The organism is Pseudocitrobacter vendiensis (assembly GCF_943590815.1).
GTDB classification, from domain to species: Bacteria; Pseudomonadota; Gammaproteobacteria; order Enterobacterales; family Enterobacteriaceae; genus Pseudocitrobacter; species Pseudocitrobacter vendiensis.
Window position 1 is genome coordinate 16,761 of the sequence record NZ_CALSBS010000008.1, and the last position, 20,068, is coordinate 36,828.

Below are 20,068 nucleotides of genomic sequence, written 5' to 3' on the forward strand. Positions count from 1 at the left end.
AATGAATCATTAATTAATGTTATATAAGATAATAATGCTATTTACAAAATCCATTAATTAATCTGCCCCACCGCAAAAAATTGAAATTTTATGTTTTTAGGCGTGTTATTTGTTGATTTGTATCAAGCGTTCATGCCTGTTGACCTCTAGAATTCCCAGTCCGAACCGCAGGATAACTTACTTTGCGGGCCACTAAGCCAGGTTGGATGCCTGTCTGAATATACCCAGCAGGATTTGGGATATCCTTAGAGCATCTATGTATTTCTGTAAAACATATAAAAAATATCGTGACTACTGGTGGGCATTACCGCTTGTTTTGCCCTTGATTTTACTGCCAATCATAAAGCTTGCTAATACATATGCATGGATTGATGGGGGCAAGGTATCTCTTTATTATCTGCCGCTGCCATTTATGCTGTCTCTGATGCTTTTTTTTGGCTGGAAAGCGATACCGGGTATTGCTGCAAGCATTTGGCTCTACCTGAGCAAAGACCTCTGTTTTCTTGAGAGAGTTGGTATCGTCCTGCATTTTCTAATCCCGCTGGTTCTTGCCTGGGGTGGATATCATATTTTTATCCCGCGTCGCCAAATGGTTTCTCATGGTGATACGCGGCTGATTGCACATCGCCTGTTCTGGCAGATGTTCTTCCCGGCGACCGTATTCCAGCTGTTGTTTCAGTTTGCAATCTACGTGGGGCTCTATCCCAGCCGCAGTGATTTTCAGTGGGTATCGCCGCTGACATTACGCAGCCTGATTAACTATCAATCGCTGTTGGTGAGTTGTTTAACCGGCGTACCGTTCTGCTACATGCTGATTCGTCTGGCGCGTAACCCTTGCTACATTCGTGGCCTGATTTCGCAGATGCGCCTCGATTTCGATCCTAAAGTAAAGTGGACGGAAGTCGTCGCCTGGCTTATTGCTCTCTCATCGCTGCTTGTTCTCCTGCTGATGCCTTTGACCAATCAGAGCACTATTTTCAGCACCAACTACACGTTGTCGCTGCTGCTGCCCGTGACGCTGTGGGGAGCAATGCGTTTTGGCTATCGCTTTATCTCGCCGTTGTGGACTCTATTGCTGATTGTGGCGATTCACTTCCATTATCACTATTTGCCTATTCATCCTGGTTATAGTTCTCAACTGGCGATCACCTCATCCAGTTATCTGGTGTTCTCCTTTATCATTGCTTACATCGCCGTGCTGTCAACGCGTGAGCGAACTATCCATGCCCGAGTACGGAGGATGGCATTCCTCGACCCGGTGGTGCATTTACCCAATCTCCGCGCCCTGAATCGGGCAATTGATGCTGCGCCCTGGTCGGTGGTCTGTTTCCTGCGAATGCCCGATCTGGAAGTGCTGGGCCGCCATTATGGCGTGATGCTCCGCATAAACTATAAACAGAAACTGGCAGAGTGGCTGAGCGAGGTACTGCGGCCCGGGGAAGATGTATACCAGCTTTCTGGACACGATCTGGCAATGCGGTTGAATACTGAAGACTACCAGCAACATATCGCGCGGGTAGATGCCAGAGTGAAGCAATTCCGCTATATCTGGAACGGGATGCCGCTTCAGCCACAGGTCGGAATGAGCTACTGCTACATTCATTCGCCGGTTTCACACCTTTCCCTGCTGCTGGGAGAGCTGAGTACCATAGCCGATTTGTCACTGATTTCTCACCAGCCGGAAAACCTTCAGCGGCGCGGCGCTCTGCATTTGCAGCAGGAGTTAAAAGATAAAGTGGCGATGATGCTACGCGTGCAGCAAGCGCTTGAGAACGATCGTTTTTGTCTGATGGCACAACCAATAGTCAGCGTTCGTGGCGATGATTATCATGAAGTACTGCTGAGGATGATTGGTGATAACGGGGAACTGATTTCCCCCAATGATTTTCTGCCTGTCGCCCATGAATTCGGTATGGCATCGCGGATTGATCTTTGGGTTCTGGAACATACATTGCGTTTTATGGATAACAATCGGGAACATCATCCTGGAATGCGCTTGTCGGTTAATTTATCGCCGTCGACGGCCTGCGGGCTGGATTTTTCTCAGAAGGTGGCTGATTTACTGGCGAAATATAATATTGAAGCCTGGCAGTTGATTTTTGAAGTCACGGAAAGCCATTCGCTGAGCAACCCGGAGCAGGCTCGTCAGACGCTGGCAGTGCTTCAGGATATGGGATGCCGCGTGGCGATTGATGATTTTGGCACCGGTTACGCGAGCTATGCGCGACTGAAAAACGTCAGCGCCGATATCTTAAAAATAGATGGGAGCTTTATCCGCAATATCGCGACCAGCAGCCTCGACTACCAAATTGTCGCCTCCATTTGCCATCTGGCACGGATGAAAAACATGCGCGTGGTCGCGGAGTTTGTCGAAAATGAAGAGATTCGTGAAGCAGCGATATCACTGGGAATTGATTACCTTCAGGGATATTGCATCGGCAAACCAGCTCCTCTGGAGGAGCTGGCTACGGAGCATTTACCGCTACTGCCGCAATCAGGCAGCGATTTCCGGTGAACTTTCTTCGGTAATTTTTAACAACCAACCGGAAACGCCTTCCCAATATTCCTGCTCTTTTTCCAGATCGAGCAGGACCAGCGCATTCTGGCTAAACCAGCCGTGCGGGAAACAGAGCGTCCAGTGATGGGCCTCTGTTTTCAGCGTCAGCGTCGGCGGTTTAGTGGTGGCCTGACGCTGATTATTCAGCAGCACGCCAAGGCGCAGTAACTGAATCATCGGCAGGAACTGTTTTTTCTTGAACAGTGTAAAGCGCGGAAGATCATCCAGCTTGATGCCTTTACGATGATAGCGAACCAGCGTCGCCATCAGTGATTGCTGTTCCTGATTGAATCCCGGCAGGTCGCTATTTTGCAGAATATAAGCGGAGTGGCGATGCATACCGCTGTGATTAATATTCAGTCCGACTTCATGCAGCAAAGATGCCCATTGTAACAGAGCCGCCAGTTGTGGGTGTCCCAGCTTTGGATTCTGCGCCAGCCACTGTTCATACATATGCGTGGTGGTTTCCAGCACGCGCTGTGCCTGCTCGCGGTCAATGTTGTACTGGTTTGCCAGACTTTGCGCGGTACGGCTACGAACATCCTGATGACGGAAACGGCCTTCCATTTCATACAGTACGCCTTCGCGTAGCGCGCCATCGGACAAACGCAGCTCTTTAATCGCCAGTGAGTCAAACACGCCGCACAGAATCGCAAGCCCTGGAACAAACACGTTTTTACGTTCTTCGGAAAGACCCGGTAGGCTTAGCGCCGAAAAGTTCTTACATTTCAGCACGCCTTCCACCAGCATCTCGAGGCGTTCAGGGGTAATGAAACCATCCTTTTCACCCATTTCGATCAGCACTTCATGGGCGGCTTTTATCGTGCCTGATGCGCCCAGCGCAACATTCCAGCCCTGAATGCGGTATTGCCAGGAGAGTGTCTCCAGCTTTTGTACCGCTGCCAGACGGGCGCGCTGGAAGCTTTCGCGGGTAATCACGCCGCCCGGGAAAAATTGCTGTGCGAAGCTGACGCATCCCATGCGACGGCTCTCAACCAGCTTAGGTTCGAAATCTTCGCCGATCACCAGTTCCGTCGAACCACCGCCGATATCCAGTACCAGTTTGCGGCCTTTTTCCGGTTGGGTGTGCTCTACGCCCATAAAAATCAGACGCGCTTCTTCATTACCTGAAATGATTTCAATCGGATAGGGGATCACTTTTTCAGCACGGGTTAAAAACTCCGTGGCGTTCGCGGCCTGGCGCAGTGAGTGTGTACCCACGATACAGACGCTGGAAGGGGAGAACCCTTGCAGACGTTCGGCAAACAGCGCCAGGCAGCTTAACCCACGCTCCATCGCTTCTTCGCTAAGCATGTTATTTTCATCCAGACCATCAGCCAGATGCACACGTTGCTTCAGGCGGCCGATTATCTGCATCGCGCCGTCAACCACACGGGCGATGACCATATGAAAACTGTTCGAACCAAGGTCTACCGCCGCAAATTCTTGCGGGCGGGGGGCTTTGCTTTTTATGGGCATAGGTTATTCAGGTTGTTCAAGGGATTTTATATAGTCGTAGATCGCCTGCTGGGCCCGCACTTTACGGCGGTTACCACGCGGAACATAGCGATTACTCAGCTCTTTATCGATGTAACGTGCTTTGACCGTGTCGCTGAACAGAATCTCGATAATATCGAGAATGCGCTGCTTCAGGCGCGGATCGAGCAGCGGCGTCGCCACTTCAATTCGGTAGTCAATGTTACGCGTCATCCAGTCGGCGGAAGAGAGGTAAACCTGCTTATCGCCGCCGTTTTCAAAAATATAGACCCGGTCATGTTCAAGGAAGCGGTCAACGATACTGATCACGCGGATGTTATCGCTCAACCCTTCCAGTTCTGGGATCAACGAACACATACCACGAATCAGCAGGTTAACCTGCACGCCCGAACCTGATGCAGCATACAGCCTGTCGACCAGGCCTTTATCAACCAGGTTGTTCAGTTTGAGCGTAATGCCCGCCTTCTGACCGTTTTGCGCGTTGGCGATTTCCCGGTCAATCATCTCATAGAGCAGACGGCGGGAATTTTGCGGTGACACCATCAGGTAATCGAAGGTGACCGGGCGATACGGGTTCTCAATAAAGTTGAACACCCGACGCACTTCATTGGTGATACGCGCATCGGCGGTCAGCAATGAATAGTCGGTATAAATGCGTGCGGTTTTCTCGTTAAAGTTCCCGGTACCGATATGGGCGTAACGCACCACATCCTCGCCTTCTTTACGCGAAATAAGGAACAGTTTGGCGTGAATTTTGAGCCCTGGTGCTGAGAAGATTACGTGAACCCCCGCTTCCGTCAGGCGCTTGGCCCAATGGATATTGGCCTCTTCATCAAAACGCGCCTGTAATTCCACCACTACCGTCACTTTCTTGCCGTTGTGCGCAGCGTGGATCATGGCGTCGATAATGCGGGAATCTTTGGCCACGCGGTAAATGTTGATTTTAATGGCCAGTACGCTCGGGTCGAATGACGCCTGACGCAGCAGTTCCAGCACGTGCTCAAACGTGTGATACGGATAATAGAGCAGCACATCGCGTTCGCGAATGGCATCGAAGCCGTTGCGGAATTTGTCGAACCAGATGTGGCGCAAGCGCGGCATCGGTTTATTCACCAGATTGGCTTTGCCGACGTTCGGGAAGCCAATAAAGTCTTTAAAGTTGTGATAGCGCCCACCAGGAACGATGGAATCGTAGCGGGAGATAGTGAGCTTTTTACGCAGCATTTCCACCATCGCATCAGGCATATCACGCTGATACACAAAACGGACCGGCTCGGCGGTTAAACGTTGCTTCAGACTGGAAGACATCAGCTCCATCAGGCTCGATTCCATTTCGTGAACCAGATCGTATTCGGCATCACGAGTCATCTTCATCGAGTAGGCGTTCAGAGCATCGTAGTCAAAGAAGCCTTTGAAGATGTCATCCAGACAGTAACGCAGAATGTTATCCAGCAGGATCATTGGTTTGCGACGACGCGGCGTTTCCGGCGGCAGATTCACAAAACGAGGAACCTTATCAGACGGAATTTCCAGCAGCGCGTAGTTGGTGTCGTTGCCGCGAATAATCTCCACCGCCAGATAGGTGTAATCATCTTTCAGGAACTGCACCAGGTCCGTTTCCCGGTTCAGCAGAATCGGGGTAATGTGTTGACGCAACTGATGTTTAAAGTAATGACGCAGCCAGCTTTGCTGATTCACTGACAGCTGACGCTCGTTAATCAGGAAGATCTGATTACGCGCCATTTCCAGCAGCAGTTCGTTGTAGAGACCGTCAAATTCCTGATCGGCTTTCAGTACGCGGGATTGGATCTTGCCCAACAGATGACGAGAGTGGGCCGTGGTGCCCTGTTCTTCGCTGATGATAATGCGCCGCTTCAGTTCGGCGAAACGCACTTTGTAGAATTCATCCAGATTATTGGAGTAAATCCCCAGAAAACGCATGCGTTCAATCAGCGGATTGCTTTTATCCGCGGCTTCCTGAAGAACCCGCTCATTGAAGGATAACCAGCTTAGCTCTTTCTCGATATACAGTTTGTCCTGACCCATTACTACTTACACTCCGTTCCATCCACGCGTTATGGCCTGGCTATTATGGCGAGCATTCCAGTTGAATGTCCAACTGTGCCAGAAGAGTATGACACTTATTAAGCGGTGGCAGGGAAATTCATGCCCAAAATACTATTCGCCGGGCGGCTTTGGTGGGAGGATTGATTGTATTAAAATCACCGCAGCGGAAACTGCGGTGAATAAGATTACTCATCTTCAGACGCATAACCACTGACGGGCAGCTTTATACCATCCAGCCAGGCGCTGTTTTCGCGCATGGCCAGCCGACCGTCAACAAACCAGCTCACCACCAGTGGGTAAATGGCATGTTCCTGAGCCTGCACGCGCGCGGTAATATCGCCTTCGTCGTCACCGTCAAACACGGGGACTTTCGCCTGTAAAATTACCGGCCCGCCGTCCAGTTCTTCGGTGACAAAGTGTACCGAGGTACCGTGTACAGCATCGCCGTTTTCCAGCACCTGTCGATGGGTATCGAGGCCGGGATATTTTGGCAGCAGGGAAGGGTGGATATTCAGCAAACGCCCCTGATAGTGGCTGACAAACTCGGCGCTCAGAATACGCATATAGCCTGCCAGCACCACGACATCCGGCGCATAAGCGTCGATTTCGTGCATCAGTTCGCGGTCAAACGCTTCACGACTGGCGTACTGGCTGGCGGTTAACGCATGTTGCGGGATACCCGCATCAAGGGCGCGCTCAAGGCCGAACGCGTCGGCCTTATTGCTGAATACCGCACGAATGGTGCCCTTTATTCTCTTCTGCGCACAGGCGTCGATAATGGCCTGTAAGTTGCTTCCGTTGCCGGAAATGAGCACCACGATATTTTTCATTATTCGATGACCACACGCTGTTCGGAATCAGTGGCTTTGATATAGCCGATTTTCCACGCGTTTTCACCTTTTTCGTTCATCAGGGCGATGGCTTTATCCGCTTCATCGGCTGCCAGCGCAATCACCATACCTACGCCACAGTTAAAGGTGCGGTACATTTCATGGCGGCTGACATTGCCTGCGTCCTGCATCCAGTTAAAGATGGCCGGCCACTGCCAGGATGACTCGTCAATCACCGCCTGGGTGTTGTCCGGCAGTACGCGTGGGATATTTTCCCAGAAACCGCCGCCGGTAAGGTGGGCGATGGCGTGAACGTCAACGTTTTCGATCAGTTCCAGAATGTTTTTCACGTAGATACGGGTTGGCGCCAGCAGATGGTCGGCCAGAGACTTACCTTCCAGCTGTGTGGTTTCCGGGTCGCAACCGCTGACTTCCACGATTTTACGCACCAGTGAATAACCGTTTGAGTGCGGGCCGCTGGAGCCCAGCGCGATCAGCACGTCGCCGTCGGTGACTTTTGAGCCATCGATGATTTCTGATTTTTCTACCACCCCGACGCAGAAGCCTGCCACATCGTAATCTTCGCCATGGTACATGCCCGGCATTTCCGCCGTTTCGCCGCCCACCAGGGAGCAGCCAGACTGTAAACAGCCTTCCGCGATGCCGTTGATCACGCTGGCCGCAGTGTCGACGTCCAGTTTACCGGTGGCGTAGTAGTCGAGGAAGAACAGGGGCTCAGCACCCTGAACTACAAGGTCGTTCACACACATGGCGACAAGGTCGATACCAATGGTGTCGTGACGTTTTAAATCCATTGCCAGACGCAGCTTGGTGCCAACGCCGTCAGTGCCAGAGACCAGCACCGGTTCACGATATTTTTGCGGCAGCGCGCACAATGCGCCGAATCCACCTAATCCACCCATCACTTCCGGGCGACGGGTTTTCTTCACCGTACCCTTGATTCGGTCAACCAGAGCGTTTCCTGCGTCAATATCAACACCGGCATCTTTATAGCTGAGAGAGGTTTTGTCGGTCACTGCTAAGTCTCCACGCGTTTGCGTTAGCAAGAAAAATCGGCGCAATTCTAACAGTCTAAGCAAACGTTTGCGAGCCCATTATGCATCCATTTTTCAGGGCGTGAATTTTTACCGTCCAGCCCGAGAATGCGGTCAAGTTTGATACCGTTCACGAAAATGAAACCGGGTACATTTTTGTCCTTGCATCAGTTGCTTTGAATGCACATGATGCCACTGAAACCGGTTTCTGTTTTTGCGAAAACCAGAATTCAGCGTGTCGTTTTACCATTCGGGAGGGATGAGAACGATGAGCATTGCAGCATTTGATATTGGCGGCACCGCGCTAAAAATGGGCGTTGTGGACGCTCAGGGCTCGATTGTAGAGAAAGGCAAAGCGACCATCCTCGACAGCGACGGCGACCAGATTTTGCAGGCTATGCTCGACTGGGTTGCTACGCATCCTCAATGCACGGGCATTGCTATCAGTGCGCCGGGCTACGTTAATCCTCATACCGGGTTTATCGAAATGGGCGGCGCTATTCGTCGCTTCGATAACTTCCCCATGAAAGCGTGGCTGGAGGCGAAAACATCACGCCCCGTAACGGTTGAAAACGACGCCAACTGCGTGCTACTGGCGGAGCGCTGGCTCGGTAAAGCTAAGAAGATGAATGATTTTCTGGTGCTAACTATCGGCACCGGTATCGGCGGCGCGATTTTCTGCAATGGCAAACTGGTTCACGGTAAGCGTTTTCGCGCCGGCGAGTTTGGTTACATGTTCACAGACAGACCGGGCTCGCGTCACGTAACGAATTACACCATGAATACAACCTGTACGCTGCGCGTGCTGCGTAAACGCTACGCGGACAGCCTCGGGCAACCGCTGGATGCCGTCACCGGCGAAGCGGTTTTTGATGCCTATGAAGCAGGCGATCGCGCGGCGCTTCGTCTGGTCGATGATTTTCTGAATGGCATCGCTACCGGGCTCTATAACCTGGTCAATCTTTTCGATCCTGAAACCATTTTTATTGGCGGCGGCATTATTGAACGCCCCGGATTCCTGGCGTTGCTGCGTGAGCATTTGCGCTGGTTCGGTATCGACGACTTCGTGTGTGCGGCAAGCCAGGGCAACGACGCCGGGCTGCTGGGCGCGGTTTACCATTTCAATCAACAGAACGCGACTGTTTAATGAGGGAAAGCTATGTCTGGATTTAAAACGGGATTTCTGTGGGGCGGCGCGGTGGCTGCGCATCAGTTGGAAGGCGGCTGGCAGGAAGGCGGGAAGGGCATCAGCGTAGCTGATGTGATGACGGCCGGTGCGAACGGCGTACCGCGTGAAATCACCGATGGCGTATTGCCCGGCAAAAATTACCCCAATCATGAAGCCATTGATTTCTATCATCGCTACAAGGACGATCTCAAACTGTTTGCCGAGATGGGCTACACGTGTTTCCGGACCTCTATCGCCTGGACGCGTATTTTTCCAAAAGGCGATGAACTGGAACCGAATGAAGCCGGATTGCAGTTCTATGACTCTCTGTTTGATGAGTGTCTGAAGCTCGGCATTGAGCCGGTGATCACCTTGTCGCACTTCGAGATGCCGTATCACCTCGTCACCGAATATGGCGGCTGGCGTAACCGTAAACTCATCGACTTTTTTGTGCGCTTCGCACAGGTCGTTTTCGCACGCTATCAGCACAAAGTGAAGTACTGGATGACCTTTAACGAGATCAACAACCAGGCCAACTTCCATGAAGATTTTGCCCCGTTCACCAACTCCGGGCTGAAATATCAGCCCGGTGAAGATCGCGAGCCGGTGATGTATCAGGCGGCGCACTATGAGCTGGTGGCCAGCGCCCTGGCCGTAAAAGCGGGGCGTGAAATTAATCCTTCGCTGCAAATTGGCTGCATGATTGCCATGTGTCCTATCTATCCACTGACCTGCGCACCTGGCGACATGATGATGGCGATGAACGCCATGCATCGCCGCTACTGGTTCACCGATGTGCATGTACGCGGGAAATATCCGCAACATTTGCTGAACTACTTCGAACGTCGCGGATTTGCACTGGATATCACCGAAGAAGATAAACAGGCCCTCACTCAGGGCTGTGTCGATTACATCGGTTTTAGCTACTACATGTCGTTTGCCACCAAAGCGACCGACGATAACCCGCAGCTTGATTACGACGAAACCACCAGCCTGGTTTCTAACCCGTACGTGCAGAAATCCGACTGGGGTTGGCAGATTGACCCGGTAGGACTGCGTTACTCGCTGAACTGGTTCTACGATCATTATCAGTTGCCGCTGTTTATCGTCGAAAATGGCTTTGGCGCAATCGACGTGCTGGAAAGCGATGGCACGGTGAACGACCAGTACCGTATCGATTATCTCGCGGCGCACATCAAAGAGATGAAAAAAGCGGTAGTGGAAGATGGCGTTGACCTGATGGGCTACACCCCATGGGGCTGTATTGACCTCGTTTCCGCAGGCACCGGCGAGATGAAAAAACGCTACGGCTTTATCTACGTTGATAAAGATAACGAAGGCAACGGCACACTGGCGCGCAGCCGTAAAAAATCCTTCAACTGGTATAAAGAAGTGATCGCTTCTAACGGCGAGAAGTTGTAATTGCTTTTAAGCGGTCAACCCCGGTTGGCCGCTTCCCTTTCGTAACGCGTGTCTGTGCCGATAATCATTTCTCTCTTCACAGCAACCCTGCCTATGCTTGATCAGCATCAAGTAAAAATATGTTGCCGACGAAAAGAATGGCGGTATAATCCGTCGATTTTTTTTGTGGCTGCCCTATTCAAAGGAGAAAGAGAATGAAGATTGTGGAAGTGAAACACCCACTCGTCAAACACAAGCTAGGCCTGATGCGCGAGAACGATATCAGTACTAAACGCTTCCGTGAACTCGCCTCCGAAGTTGGCAGCTTACTGACCTATGAAGCTACCGCCGATCTGGAAACCGAAAAAGTGACTATCGAAGGCTGGAACGGCCCGGTAGAAATCGACCAGATTAAAGGCAAGAAAATTACCGTTGTGCCCATCCTGCGTGCGGGCCTCGGCATGATGGACGGCGTGCTGGAAAATGTTCCGAGCGCACGTATCAGCGTAGTGGGTATGTACCGCGACGAAGAGACACTGGAGCCAGTACCGTACTTCCAGAAACTGGTTTCCAACATTGATGAGCGTATGGCGCTGATCGTTGACCCGATGCTGGCAACCGGCGGTTCCGTTATCGCTACCATCGACCTGCTGAAAAAAGCGGGCTGCAGCAGCATTAAAGTGCTGGTGCTGGTTGCGGCACCTGAAGGTATCGCCGCGTTGGAAAGCGCTCACCCGGATGTCGAGCTGTACACCGCATCCATTGACCACGGGTTAAACGAGCAAGGATACATTATTCCGGGCCTCGGCGACGCCGGTGACAAAATCTTTGGTACCAAATAAGAGAATAAATCATCAAGAGCCGACTCAAGAGTCGGCTTTTTTTTGAATAAAACTAAATGCAAATCTAATAACAATGAGGAAAACATTATGACGCGCCGTGCTATCGGAGTGAGTGAACGACCGCCGCTGTTACAGACGATCCCGCTTAGCTTGCAGCACTTGTTCGCCATGTTTGGCGCCACCGTTCTGGTGCCCGTCCTGTTTCACATCAACCCGGCAACCGTACTGCTGTTCAACGGCGTCGGTACCTTGCTCTATCTTTTTATCTGTAAAGGCAAAATTCCGGCGTATCTGGGATCGAGCTTTGCGTTTATTTCACCGGTAATGCTCCTGCTGCCACTGGGGTATGAAATGGCGCTTGGCGGCTTTATTATGTGCGGCGTGCTGTTCTGTCTGGTGTCGTTTATCGTTAAAAAAGCCGGTAGCGGCTGGCTGGATGTGATGTTCCCTCCGGCGGCGATGGGCGCAATCGTTGCCGTCATCGGTCTTGAACTGGCCGGCGTGGCGGCGAATATGGCAGGCCTGCTTCCCGCTGAAGGGCAAACACCGGATAGCAAAACCATTATTATCTCCATGGTTACGCTTGCGGTTACCGTATTTGGTTCAGTTCTGTTCCGCGGCTTCCTTGCTATTATCCCCATTCTTATTGGTGTGCTGGTGGGCTATGCGCTCTCCTTCGTAATGGGCGTTGTCGATACCACGCCAATTGCGCAGGCGCACTGGTTCGCGCTGCCAACCTTCTACACCCCGCGCTTCGAGTGGTTCGCTATTCTGACAATTCTGCCTGCTGCACTGGTGGTGATTGCAGAGCACGTCGGCCACCTGGTGGTGACCGCGAATATCGTTAAAAAAGACCTGATTCGTGACCCGGGTCTGCATCGCTCTATGTTTGCTAACGGTCTGTCGACGGTTATCTCTGGCTTCTTTGGCTCCACGCCAAACACCACATACGGCGAAAACATTGGCGTAATGGCGATTACCCGCGTCTACAGTACCTGGGTTATCGGCGGCGCGGCGGTGATTGCGATTCTGCTCTCCTGCGTCGGTAAACTGGCTGCGGCCATCCAGATTATTCCGCTGCCGGTGATGGGGGGGGTATCTCTGCTACTGTACGGCGTGATTGGCGCATCCGGTATTCGCGTCCTGATTGAATCGAAAGTTGACTACAGCAAAGCGCAAAACCTGATCCTGACCTCGGTGATTCTGATCATCGGCGTCAGCGGCGCGAAAGTGCACATTGGCGCTGCTGAGCTGAAAGGCATGGCCCTGGCGACCGTTGTGGGCGTCTGCCTGAGCCTGATCTTCAAACTGATTAGCGTGCTGCGCCCGGAAGAAGTGGTGCTGGATGCTGACGACAGCGACGTCTCCACCCGCTGATCCTCTGACCGGGCGGTGCGCCGCCCGGTTCTCTCATGGGATAATTCTGTGATAAACTCATCGCGTTTTTACGTAAGCTCATGAAGAGGTCCCTCTGAACGCACCGGCACAGCTCTCTTTGCCACTCTATCTTCCCGACGACGAAACGTTTGCGAGTTTCTGGCCGGGTGATAACCCTTCTCTCCTTGCAGCCGTGCAAAACGTCCTGCGTCAGGAACACAGCGGATACATCTATCTTTGGGCGCGGGAAGGGGCAGGGCGTAGCCATCTGCTGCACGCAGCCTGTGCTGAACTCTCGGCGCGCGGTGATGCCGTGGGCTATGTTCCGCTGGATAAACGCACCTGGTTTGTGCCGGAAGTGCTGGAAGGGATGGAACAGCTTGCGCTGGTGTGTATCGATAACATCGAGTGCGTCGCCGGAGATGAACTCTGGGAGATGGCGATTTTCAACCTGTATAACCGGATCCTCGAAACCGGGAATACCCGACTGCTGATCACCGGCGATCGTCCACCGCGTCAGCTTAATCTCGGCCTGCCGGATCTCGCTTCTCGCCTGGACTGGGGGCAAATTTATAAACTTCAGCCCCTCTCTGATGAAGACAAACTGCAGGCATTACAGCTGCGCGCGCGTCTGCGCGGGTTTGAGCTGCCGGAAGATGTGTGCCGTTTCCTGCTTAAACGGCTGGACAGAGAGATGCGTACGCTATTTTTAACGCTCGACCAGCTGGATCACGCGTCGATTACTGCCCAGCGAAAACTCACGATTCCGTTTGTGAAAGAGATTCTGAAGCTGTAGCGGTTAGTGCGTGCTGCTACCTAACAGTTCCGTATCCAGGACGCCAGTAATCTCTTTTACCAGTACCGGCTCCATTCCGTTTTTCAGCAATGCAAGCGCAATGCGCCGTGCTTCTTCACCTCGCCCCTCTTCAACTCCTCTCGTCCAGCCTTTCTGCTCAAGATATTCGGCAATAGTCATAAGCGTTCCCTCATGGTGTGACGTGCGCTGAGAAAGCTCCTGAATCAGCTTCTCAGGATTCTCGGCGGTGCCGGTATGCAGCATGTAATTCAGTATGGCAAGCAGCCGATCCTTGCTAGTGTATCCCATCGTTAAAAGTGCAGCTAGCGGGGCGATCTGTTCGGAAAGATCCCGTAAACGGATGTGTTTTTGCAGCAGTTCAAGGGTAGCAATTCGTCGATGCTGCATAATTTCGCTGTCGGGAACGACGGTAATATCGACCAGCGGAAAAGGCTGGCTATACAGACGCTTAGCCAACTCTGGATCGGAAAACTCGTCAAACCAGCGCAGGCTGTAGGGATAGGGCGTCGCCTCGCCGTGATAAAACAGCAAGGGGATAACGATCGGCAAGTGTTTATTTTTGGCATCCAGATGCCGTTGCATAACGTCCAGCGAGTAGCGCAGCATTCGAAAAGCCATGTGTTTTTCCGGACGACTTTGATGCTCAATCAGCGTGTAGATATAGCCGTCGCCTGCCTGTGTTTTCACCGAATAAAGAATATCAGAAATGCGCGATCGCAGATTCTTCTCCACCATGCTGGTGGCTTCCAGTTTTAAGGTGCTTAGATCACAAATGGCGCGTAACGGGGCTGGCAGATAAATGTCGAGAAAATCACGCGCCGTGTCCACGTGCGCCATGAAATGTTTAAAAATCGCATCGTGCGGCGTGGATGTGCTTTGTTCTTCCATAAATCCCTCAATGGGATGTTGACCAATGGAGGGACTCTGGCAGGGGATAGGCCAAACAACAACATGAGGACTTGCAGGTTGCGAGGCGTTATCAGGAGAACATTCACTGGCATGCAACGTTGCATCAGAACGACGTAAATGCTCGCATTTCAGGGGGACGGAATGGGCCGCAGCCGGTAAAACACGGCTGCGGTAAACTCACACTAGCTAACGATTTCCAGAACCTGCTCCGGCGGGCGACCGATGCGGGCCTGGCCGTTGCTCACCACGAGCGGGCGTTCAATCAGCTTCGGGTTCTCAACCATCGCCTGAATCAGTTGCGCTTCAGTCAGTTGGCTATCGGCCAGATTGAGTGATTTATAGAGATCTTCTTTCTGGCGCATCAGTTCGCGGGCGCTGTTCATGCCCAGCATTTGCAGCAACTGCTTGATGCCTTGCGCATCTGGCGGCGTTTCCAGATAAAGCACCACTTCCGGCTCAACGCCGTTGGCTTTCAGCAGGCTTAAGGTTTCGCGACTCTTGGAGCAGCGCGGATTGTGGTAAATTTTTACCGCATCAGTCATAAAATCTCCCGTGATTCTGACGTTTTTTGCTCCGGCCTTACATTTTCGTGTAAGGGCGGAAACGTTCCTGTAATTGACGAAGCTGGTCGATACGCGCGTCGTAGCGCGCCTGTTCCAGGCTCCTGAGTTTGACCTGGGCGCTGGCGCTGCTCAGAAGAGAAATCGCCTGGTCGAGCCTTCCCACTAACGCCATATTCTCGGCTCGGGCGGCCAGTTCCTGATCGCGATGGCCCAGTTTAGCCTGCGCCTGCGCCAGCAGCTCCCAACCATTGGTGTCATCTTTATAATTAAACGTGTAGCGGTTAAGAATGGTCACCGCTTCGGACGCCTGGCCTGCTTCCAGCAGGGCGTTGGCCAGGTTGAGCTGCAGCACCGGGTTGGTGCGCAGATCGCGCGCGCTTTTCAGGCGGGTAATGGCGTCGGCGGCTTTGTTCTGGCCCAGATCGATATCGGTCGCCAGGTCAAGATACCAGGGGTTTTGCGGGTCGGCGGCCAGTAATGGGCGCAGCAGGCTACTCGCCTGCGCGTTGTTCTTCGCTTCCATCGCCTGAAGCGCGCGGCCATACTGCGCGGCATTTTGTTCGCGAACATTGCCTTTTGACCAGGCGTCGAGCAGATCGCTGGTCAGTTGATTCTGCCCGGAGTTATACATACCAAGCGTACGCGCTTTCGCCAGATAGAAATCAGCGGAGGATTGCACCACCATCGGTTTCATCTGGTTGGCGCGGTTACGCGCATCGGCCAGACGGCTTTCCGGCAGGGGGTGAGTCAGCAGCATTTCCGGCGGGCGTGAGGAGTAGCGCGCCTGGTCGAGCAATTTATCCATGAATGCCGGCATCGCCTGCGGGTCGAAGCCGGATCGTTGTAACACCTGAATCCCGATACGATCCGCTTCTTCTTCATTCTGACGAGTGAAGCTGATCATACTCTGCTGCGTACCGGCGAGAGTACCGCTCAGCGCCGCCATCCCGGCCTGCGGGCTGGCCATTGCCAGCAAGATTGAGCCGAGTGCGCCAACCCAGGTGAGCGGAGCGTTACGTTTCTGGTCTTCCATCGCCCGCGCCAGATGGCGCTGGGTGACGTGGGAGATTTCGTGCGCCATGACCGATGCCAGTTGGCTTTCGTTATCGGAATAGCGGAACAATGCCGAGTGCAGCACCACGTTACCGCCGAAGAAGGCGAAGGCGTTGATATCGTCGTTGTTGATTAAATAGAAGTGGAACGGCGTACGTACCGACCAGGCGTGCGACACCAGACGCATCCCCAGCGTATTGATGTACTGCACCAGCAGGGGGTCATTAATCAGCGGCGCGCTGCCGCGCAGCTGGCGTACGTAGAAATCCCCCATTTGCATCTCCTGACCAATGGAGAGCGTGCTTCCTGCGGAGGTGCCCATATCAGGCAACGTATCAGCCGCATCCGCAAAAGCGGGGGCTACCTGGCCGAGCGTGAGCGTTGCAATAAGGGATGCCACCAGCGTTTTTTTCAACTGCCTGAACATAACCTCTGTCCTGTAATGTGGGATGTTTCAGTTTGACCGACAGGGCGGCGTTACGTTCCCTGAATGGCTGTTTGGGCAGTTTATCTGGCCTCATAGAGGTTGAAAATGATATTCACATAACTTTTGCTGTTTGTGTCGATAAATAGAAAAAGCGAAGTCTTTTCTGTGACATTTAGATACAATTCGGACACTGTGATCCGCCAATGTGCGTCAGGGAAGTCTATATGCTCGAAATGTTGATGCAGTGGTATCGCCGCCGTTTTAGTGACCCGGAAGCGATAGCGCTGCTGGTTATTCTGGTGGCCGGTTTCGGTATCCTGTTTTTCTTTAGCGGCCTGCTGGCGCCGCTGCTGGTGGCAATTGTGCTCGCGTATTTGCTGGAGTGGCCCACCATTCGTCTGGAGAAACTCGGCTGGTCGCGACGTTGGGCCACCACCGCCGTGTTGGTCGTCTTTGTCGGTATTCTGCTACTGATGGCCTTTGTGGTGATGCCGGTGGCCTGGCAACAGGGTATCTATCTGATACGCGATATGCCCGGCATGCTCAATAAGCTCTCTGATTTTGCCGCCACGCTGCCGCGCCGCTATCCAGCGCTGATGGACGCAGGCATCATCGATGCGATGGCGGAAAATATGCGCGCGCGCATGCAGACCATGGGCGACTCGGTGGTGAAATATTCGGTGGCTTCGCTGGTCGGCCTGCTGACGCTGGCGGTCTATCTGGTGCTGGTGCCGTTAATGGTCTTTTTCCTGGTGAAGGATAAAGAGCAGATGCTGAATGCCGTGCGTCGCGTGCTGCCGCGTAACCGCGGTCTGGCCGGGTTAGTCTGGAAAGAGATGAACCAGCAAATCACCAACTATATCCGTGGCAAGGTACTGGAAATGGTGGTGGTCGGCGTAGCGACCTGGATAGGTTTTATTCTGTTCGGTCTTAACTATTCGCTGCTGCTTGCGGTGCTGGTGGGGTTCTCCGTCCTGATTCCCTATATCGGCGCGTTTGTGGTCACCATTCCGGTGGTGTGCGTGGCGCTGTTCCAGTTTGGCCTGGGGACCGAGTTCTGGAGCCTGTTTGCGGTGTACCTCATTATTCAGGCCCTGGATGGTAACCTGCTGGTGCCGGTGCTCTTCTCTGAAGCGGTGAATCTGCATCCGCTGGTGATTATTCTGTCGGTGGTGATTTTCGGCGGGCTGTGGGGATTTTGGGGCGTTTTCTTCGCCATTCCGCTGGCGACGCTGATTAAAGCGGTGATGCATGCCTGGCCGGATGGTCTGGTGGCCGACGAAGAGTAAATTAAAAGCCGACGCGAAAACGTCGGCTTAAGAACGCTGGCAAAGTGCGCTTTGTTCATGCCGGATGCGGCGTGAACACCTTATCCGGCCTACAAAATATTGCAGAAACCTTGTAGGCCTGATAAGCGTAGCGCATCAGGCGCTCTCTTTAAGCCAGTTCAGCACCACGTCGTGGTGATTGCTGGTTTTGAAATCATCAAAGACGTGCTCAACTTTCCCATCAGCATCAACCAGGAAACTGATGCGGTGGATACCGTCGTAGGTTTTGCCCATAAAGGACTTCTCGCCCCAGACGCCAAACTGTTCACAAACCTGATGATCTTCATCGGACAGCAGGGTGAAGTTCAGCAGCTCTTTTTCGGCAAAGCGGGAGAGTTTTTCCGGTTTATCGGTGCTGATGCCCAGCACTTCCACGCCCGCTTTTTTCAGTTCATCCATATTATCGCGCAGACCGCAGGCCTGCACGGTGCAGCCCGGCGTCATGGCCTTCGGGTAGAAATAGACCAGTACGCGTTGTCCCTGGAAGTCGGTCAAATTTACTTGCTCGCCGTCTTGATCGGGCAAACTAAATTTCGGTGCGATGTCACCGGCTTTCAGTGGGTTCATTAGGCAACTCCATCTTGTTCGTCATGCTGGGAATGATTTATGACGTTTATACTGCCTTGTGCATTCAATTCTGTACATAGGGCTTTGAACGCTTGCTCAATATTTGATGCATTTTTCGTAGCCGGGCTGTGCGCGGTTATCTGAATAAACAGCTGTGGCTGCGCATTTTCATCGCCGGGTTGGGTTCGGGAAACCAGTTCGGCAATGTTCATCTCCCATGAATCGATAAGCGCGGTGAAGCGTTCTATAATATGCGGAGAATCAGGCACCTCAACCTGTACCCACACGGTGGAAGGCATCGCCGGACGTGGCCGCGCGGTGGTGCGCTTCATCACAATCAGCAGATCCAGTTCAGCTCCTTTCAATGGCAGGGTGGACTCAATCAGGGTGATCGCATTCCAGCTACCGGAAAGCAGCATGATGAAAGTGAACTCATCACCCAGCATGGCCAGCCTGCTGTCCTCGATGTTGCAGCCGCAGCTACTGACGTGACGCGTGATGGTATTGACAATGCCAGGGCGATCGGCCCCCAGAGCTGTAATGACCAAATAGTGTTGTAATGTGGCTGTCAAACCGGTGCTTCCTTTAAAAAGGTGAGGTATTCCCTAGGAAAGCATAAAAAAAACCGGCATACAACATTCTGAGGGGCTTCAGTCTCTTGCTTTTATTACGGTACCAAACGTACCATTGAGACTCATGTCCGCACGTCAGCACAGAGGATGGCTCCATGTTCACGGGAAGTATTGTAGCGCTTGTCACGCCGATGGATGAGAAAGGTAATGTCGACCGTTCAAGCCTGAAAAAACTGATTGATTACCATGTCGCCAACGGGACCTCGGCGATTGTATCTGTAGGGACGACTGGAGAATCGGCGACGCTTGGCCACGACGAGCATGGCGATGTCGTGATGATGACCGTAGAGCTGGCCGATGGCCGTATTCCGGTTATCGCGGGCACCGGGGCGAACGCCACTGCAGAGGCGATAAGCCTGACCCAGCGCTTTAACAACACCGGCGTAGTCGGTTGCCTGACCGTGACTCCTTACTACAACCGTCCAACTCAGGAAGGTCTGTTCCAGCACTTTAAAGCGATCGCAGAACATACTGACTTGCCACAAATTCTGTATAATGTGCCGTCTCGTACGGGTTGCGATATGCTGCCAGAAACCGTGGGTCGCCTGGCTGAAATAAAAAATATTATCGCAATCAAGGAAGCAACAGGGAACTTAAGTCGTGTTCACCAGATCAAAGAGCTGGTTTCAGACGATTTCATCCTGCTGAGCGGTGATGATGCCACGGGTCTGGACTTCATGCAGCTTGGCGGTCAGGGTGTGATTTCCGTCACTGCAAACGTTGCTGCGCGTGAAATGGCAGAAATGTGTAAACTGGCCGCCGCTGGCGAGTTTGCGAAAGCGCGCGTCATCAATAATCGTCTGATGCCGCTGCACAATAAATTATTTGTCGAACCCAATCCTATCCCGGTTAAATGGGCGTGTAAGGAGTTGGGACTTGTAGCAACCGATACGATGCGTCTGCCGATGACACCTATCACCGACCACGGTCGCGATATCGTCGCCTCTGCAATGAAGCACGCCGGTTTGCTGTAAAGTT

Annotated in this window: 17 protein-coding genes; 8 read left to right on the plus strand and 9 right to left on the minus strand. The window is 52.7% G+C overall.

The features are described 5' to 3' along the window. Window positions 1-256 precede the first annotated feature (256 nt). Complete coding sequence (locus NMC31_RS10540) at window positions 257-2,515, plus strand: sensor domain-containing phosphodiesterase (RefSeq protein ID WP_253897882.1); 2,259 nt, start codon at window positions 257-259, stop codon at window positions 2,513-2,515. Here NMC31_RS10540 and ppx read toward each other — a convergent pair. The 4 genes from ppx to purM all read right to left on the minus strand — a co-directional run bounded on the left by ppx (window position 2,495) and on the right by purM (window position 7,988). Continuing rightward, window positions 2,495-4,036, minus strand: a complete 1,542-nt coding sequence (ppx, locus tag NMC31_RS10545; protein WP_253897883.1) for an exopolyphosphatase — start codon at window positions 4,034-4,036, stop codon at window positions 2,495-2,497. The genes NMC31_RS10540 and ppx overlap by 21 nt on opposite strands. A 3-nt stretch (window positions 4,037-4,039) precedes the next feature. Then, the gene (ppk1, locus tag NMC31_RS10550; protein WP_149461856.1) at window positions 4,040-6,100 is read right to left on the minus strand and encodes a polyphosphate kinase 1; all 2,061 of its coding nucleotides are present in this window, start codon (window positions 6,098-6,100) and stop codon (window positions 4,040-4,042) included. A 206-nt stretch (window positions 6,101-6,306) separates the two neighbouring features. Next, window positions 6,307-6,951 (minus strand): phosphoribosylglycinamide formyltransferase, encoded by a 645-nt coding sequence (gene purN, locus NMC31_RS10555; protein ID WP_253897884.1) that lies wholly within the window; start codon window positions 6,949-6,951, stop codon window positions 6,307-6,309. Continuing rightward, window positions 6,951-7,988 (minus strand): phosphoribosylformylglycinamidine cyclo-ligase, encoded by a 1,038-nt coding sequence (gene purM, locus NMC31_RS10560; RefSeq protein WP_015963454.1) that lies wholly within the window; start codon window positions 7,986-7,988, stop codon window positions 6,951-6,953. The genes purN and purM overlap by 1 nt, the downstream gene beginning before the upstream one ends. 286 nt (window positions 7,989-8,274) lie before the next feature. On the opposite strand from purM, the gene bglK reads away from it, so the two are divergent. The 5 genes from bglK (at window position 8,275) to NMC31_RS10585 (ending at window position 13,590) form a co-directional block, all read left to right on the plus strand. Beyond that, entirely contained in the window at window positions 8,275-9,153 is an 879-nt protein-coding gene (bglK, locus tag NMC31_RS10565) for a beta-glucoside kinase BglK (RefSeq protein ID WP_253897885.1), read from the plus strand. 12 nt (window positions 9,154-9,165) lie between these two features. Beyond that, entirely contained in the window at window positions 9,166-10,596 is a 1,431-nt protein-coding gene (locus NMC31_RS10570) for a 6-phospho-beta-glucosidase (protein WP_253897886.1), read from the plus strand. Between the two features lie 194 nt (window positions 10,597-10,790). Beyond that, complete coding sequence (upp, locus tag NMC31_RS10575) at window positions 10,791-11,417, plus strand: uracil phosphoribosyltransferase (protein ID WP_149461861.1); 627 nt, start codon at window positions 10,791-10,793, stop codon at window positions 11,415-11,417. An 87-nt stretch (window positions 11,418-11,504) separates the two neighbouring features. Continuing rightward, window positions 11,505-12,794, plus strand: a complete 1,290-nt coding sequence (uraA, locus tag NMC31_RS10580; RefSeq protein ID WP_149461862.1) for a uracil permease — start codon at window positions 11,505-11,507, stop codon at window positions 12,792-12,794. A 94-nt stretch (window positions 12,795-12,888) separates the two neighbouring features. Beyond that, the gene (locus tag NMC31_RS10585; RefSeq protein WP_071843484.1) at window positions 12,889-13,590 is read left to right on the plus strand and encodes a DnaA inactivator Hda; all 702 of its coding nucleotides are present in this window, start codon (window positions 12,889-12,891) and stop codon (window positions 13,588-13,590) included. A gap of 3 nt (window positions 13,591-13,593) precedes the next feature. On the opposite strand, the gene NMC31_RS10590 is transcribed toward NMC31_RS10585, so the two are convergent. The 3 genes from NMC31_RS10590 to bepA form a co-directional block, all read right to left on the minus strand. Next, window positions 13,594-14,499 carry an Rpn family recombination-promoting nuclease/putative transposase gene (locus tag NMC31_RS10590; RefSeq protein ID WP_253897887.1) on the minus strand — a complete coding sequence of 302 codons (906 nt, stop codon included), beginning with the start codon at window positions 14,497-14,499 and terminating at the stop codon, window positions 13,594-13,596. 203 nt (window positions 14,500-14,702) lie between these two features. Beyond that, window positions 14,703-15,062: an arsenate reductase (glutaredoxin) gene (arsC, locus tag NMC31_RS10595; RefSeq protein WP_253897888.1), complete on the minus strand. Its 360-nt coding sequence runs from the start codon at window positions 15,060-15,062 to the stop codon at window positions 14,703-14,705. 37 nt (window positions 15,063-15,099) lie between these two features. Next, window positions 15,100-16,563, minus strand: coding sequence for a beta-barrel assembly-enhancing protease (bepA, locus tag NMC31_RS10600; protein ID WP_253897889.1), 1,464 nt, complete (start codon window positions 16,561-16,563; stop codon window positions 15,100-15,102). 224 nt (window positions 16,564-16,787) lie between these two features. Between bepA and NMC31_RS10605 the strand changes: the two genes are divergently transcribed. Then, window positions 16,788-17,852, plus strand: coding sequence for an AI-2E family transporter (locus NMC31_RS10605; protein WP_149461866.1), 1,065 nt, complete (start codon window positions 16,788-16,790; stop codon window positions 17,850-17,852). Window positions 17,853-17,987: 135 nt separating this feature from the next. On the opposite strand, the gene bcp is transcribed toward NMC31_RS10605, so the two are convergent. Together bcp and NMC31_RS10615 are read right to left on the minus strand one after the other, a co-directional pair. Continuing rightward, complete coding sequence (gene bcp, locus NMC31_RS10610) at window positions 17,988-18,458, minus strand: thioredoxin-dependent thiol peroxidase (protein WP_231826539.1); 471 nt, start codon at window positions 18,456-18,458, stop codon at window positions 17,988-17,990. Then, on the minus strand, window positions 18,458-19,030 hold the full coding sequence (locus NMC31_RS10615; RefSeq protein ID WP_015963465.1) for a glycine cleavage system transcriptional repressor: 573 nt from the start codon (window positions 19,028-19,030) through the stop codon (window positions 18,458-18,460). The genes bcp and NMC31_RS10615 overlap by 1 nt, the downstream gene beginning before the upstream one ends. A gap of 155 nt (window positions 19,031-19,185) precedes the next feature. On the opposite strand from NMC31_RS10615, the gene dapA reads away from it, so the two are divergent. Continuing rightward, complete coding sequence (gene dapA / locus NMC31_RS10620; RefSeq protein WP_253897890.1) at window positions 19,186-20,064, plus strand: 4-hydroxy-tetrahydrodipicolinate synthase; 879 nt, start codon at window positions 19,186-19,188, stop codon at window positions 20,062-20,064. Window positions 20,065-20,068 lie beyond the last annotated feature (4 nt).

Bases quoted from the DNA above. Each gene is read 5' to 3' on its own strand.
- NMC31_RS10540 (WP_253897882.1), top strand. From the start codon at position 257: ATGTATTTCTGTAAAACATATAAAAAATATCGTGACTACTGGTGGGCA.
- ppx (WP_253897883.1), bottom strand. From the start codon at position 4,036: ATGCCCATAAAAAGCAAAGCCCCCCGCCCGCAAGAATTTGCGGCGGTA.
- ppk1 (WP_149461856.1), bottom strand. From the start codon at position 6,100: ATGGGTCAGGACAAACTGTATATCGAGAAAGAGCTAAGCTGGTTATCC.
- purN (WP_253897884.1), bottom strand. From the start codon at position 6,951: ATGAAAAATATCGTGGTGCTCATTTCCGGCAACGGAAGCAACTTACAG.
- bglK (WP_253897885.1), top strand. From the start codon at position 8,275: ATGAGCATTGCAGCATTTGATATTGGCGGCACCGCGCTAAAAATGGGC.
- NMC31_RS10570 (WP_253897886.1), top strand. From the start codon at position 9,166: ATGTCTGGATTTAAAACGGGATTTCTGTGGGGCGGCGCGGTGGCTGCG.
- upp (WP_149461861.1), top strand. From the start codon at position 10,791: ATGAAGATTGTGGAAGTGAAACACCCACTCGTCAAACACAAGCTAGGC.
- uraA (WP_149461862.1), top strand. From the start codon at position 11,505: ATGACGCGCCGTGCTATCGGAGTGAGTGAACGACCGCCGCTGTTACAG.
- NMC31_RS10590 (WP_253897887.1), bottom strand. From the start codon at position 14,499: ATGGAAGAACAAAGCACATCCACGCCGCACGATGCGATTTTTAAACAT.
- arsC (WP_253897888.1), bottom strand. From the start codon at position 15,062: ATGACTGATGCGGTAAAAATTTACCACAATCCGCGCTGCTCCAAGAGT.
- bepA (WP_253897889.1), bottom strand. From the start codon at position 16,563: ATGTTCAGGCAGTTGAAAAAAACGCTGGTGGCATCCCTTATTGCAACG.
- NMC31_RS10605 (WP_149461866.1), top strand. From the start codon at position 16,788: ATGCTCGAAATGTTGATGCAGTGGTATCGCCGCCGTTTTAGTGACCCG.
- bcp (WP_231826539.1), bottom strand. From the start codon at position 18,458: ATGAACCCACTGAAAGCCGGTGACATCGCACCGAAATTTAGTTTGCCC.
- dapA (WP_253897890.1), top strand. From the start codon at position 19,186: ATGTTCACGGGAAGTATTGTAGCGCTTGTCACGCCGATGGATGAGAAA.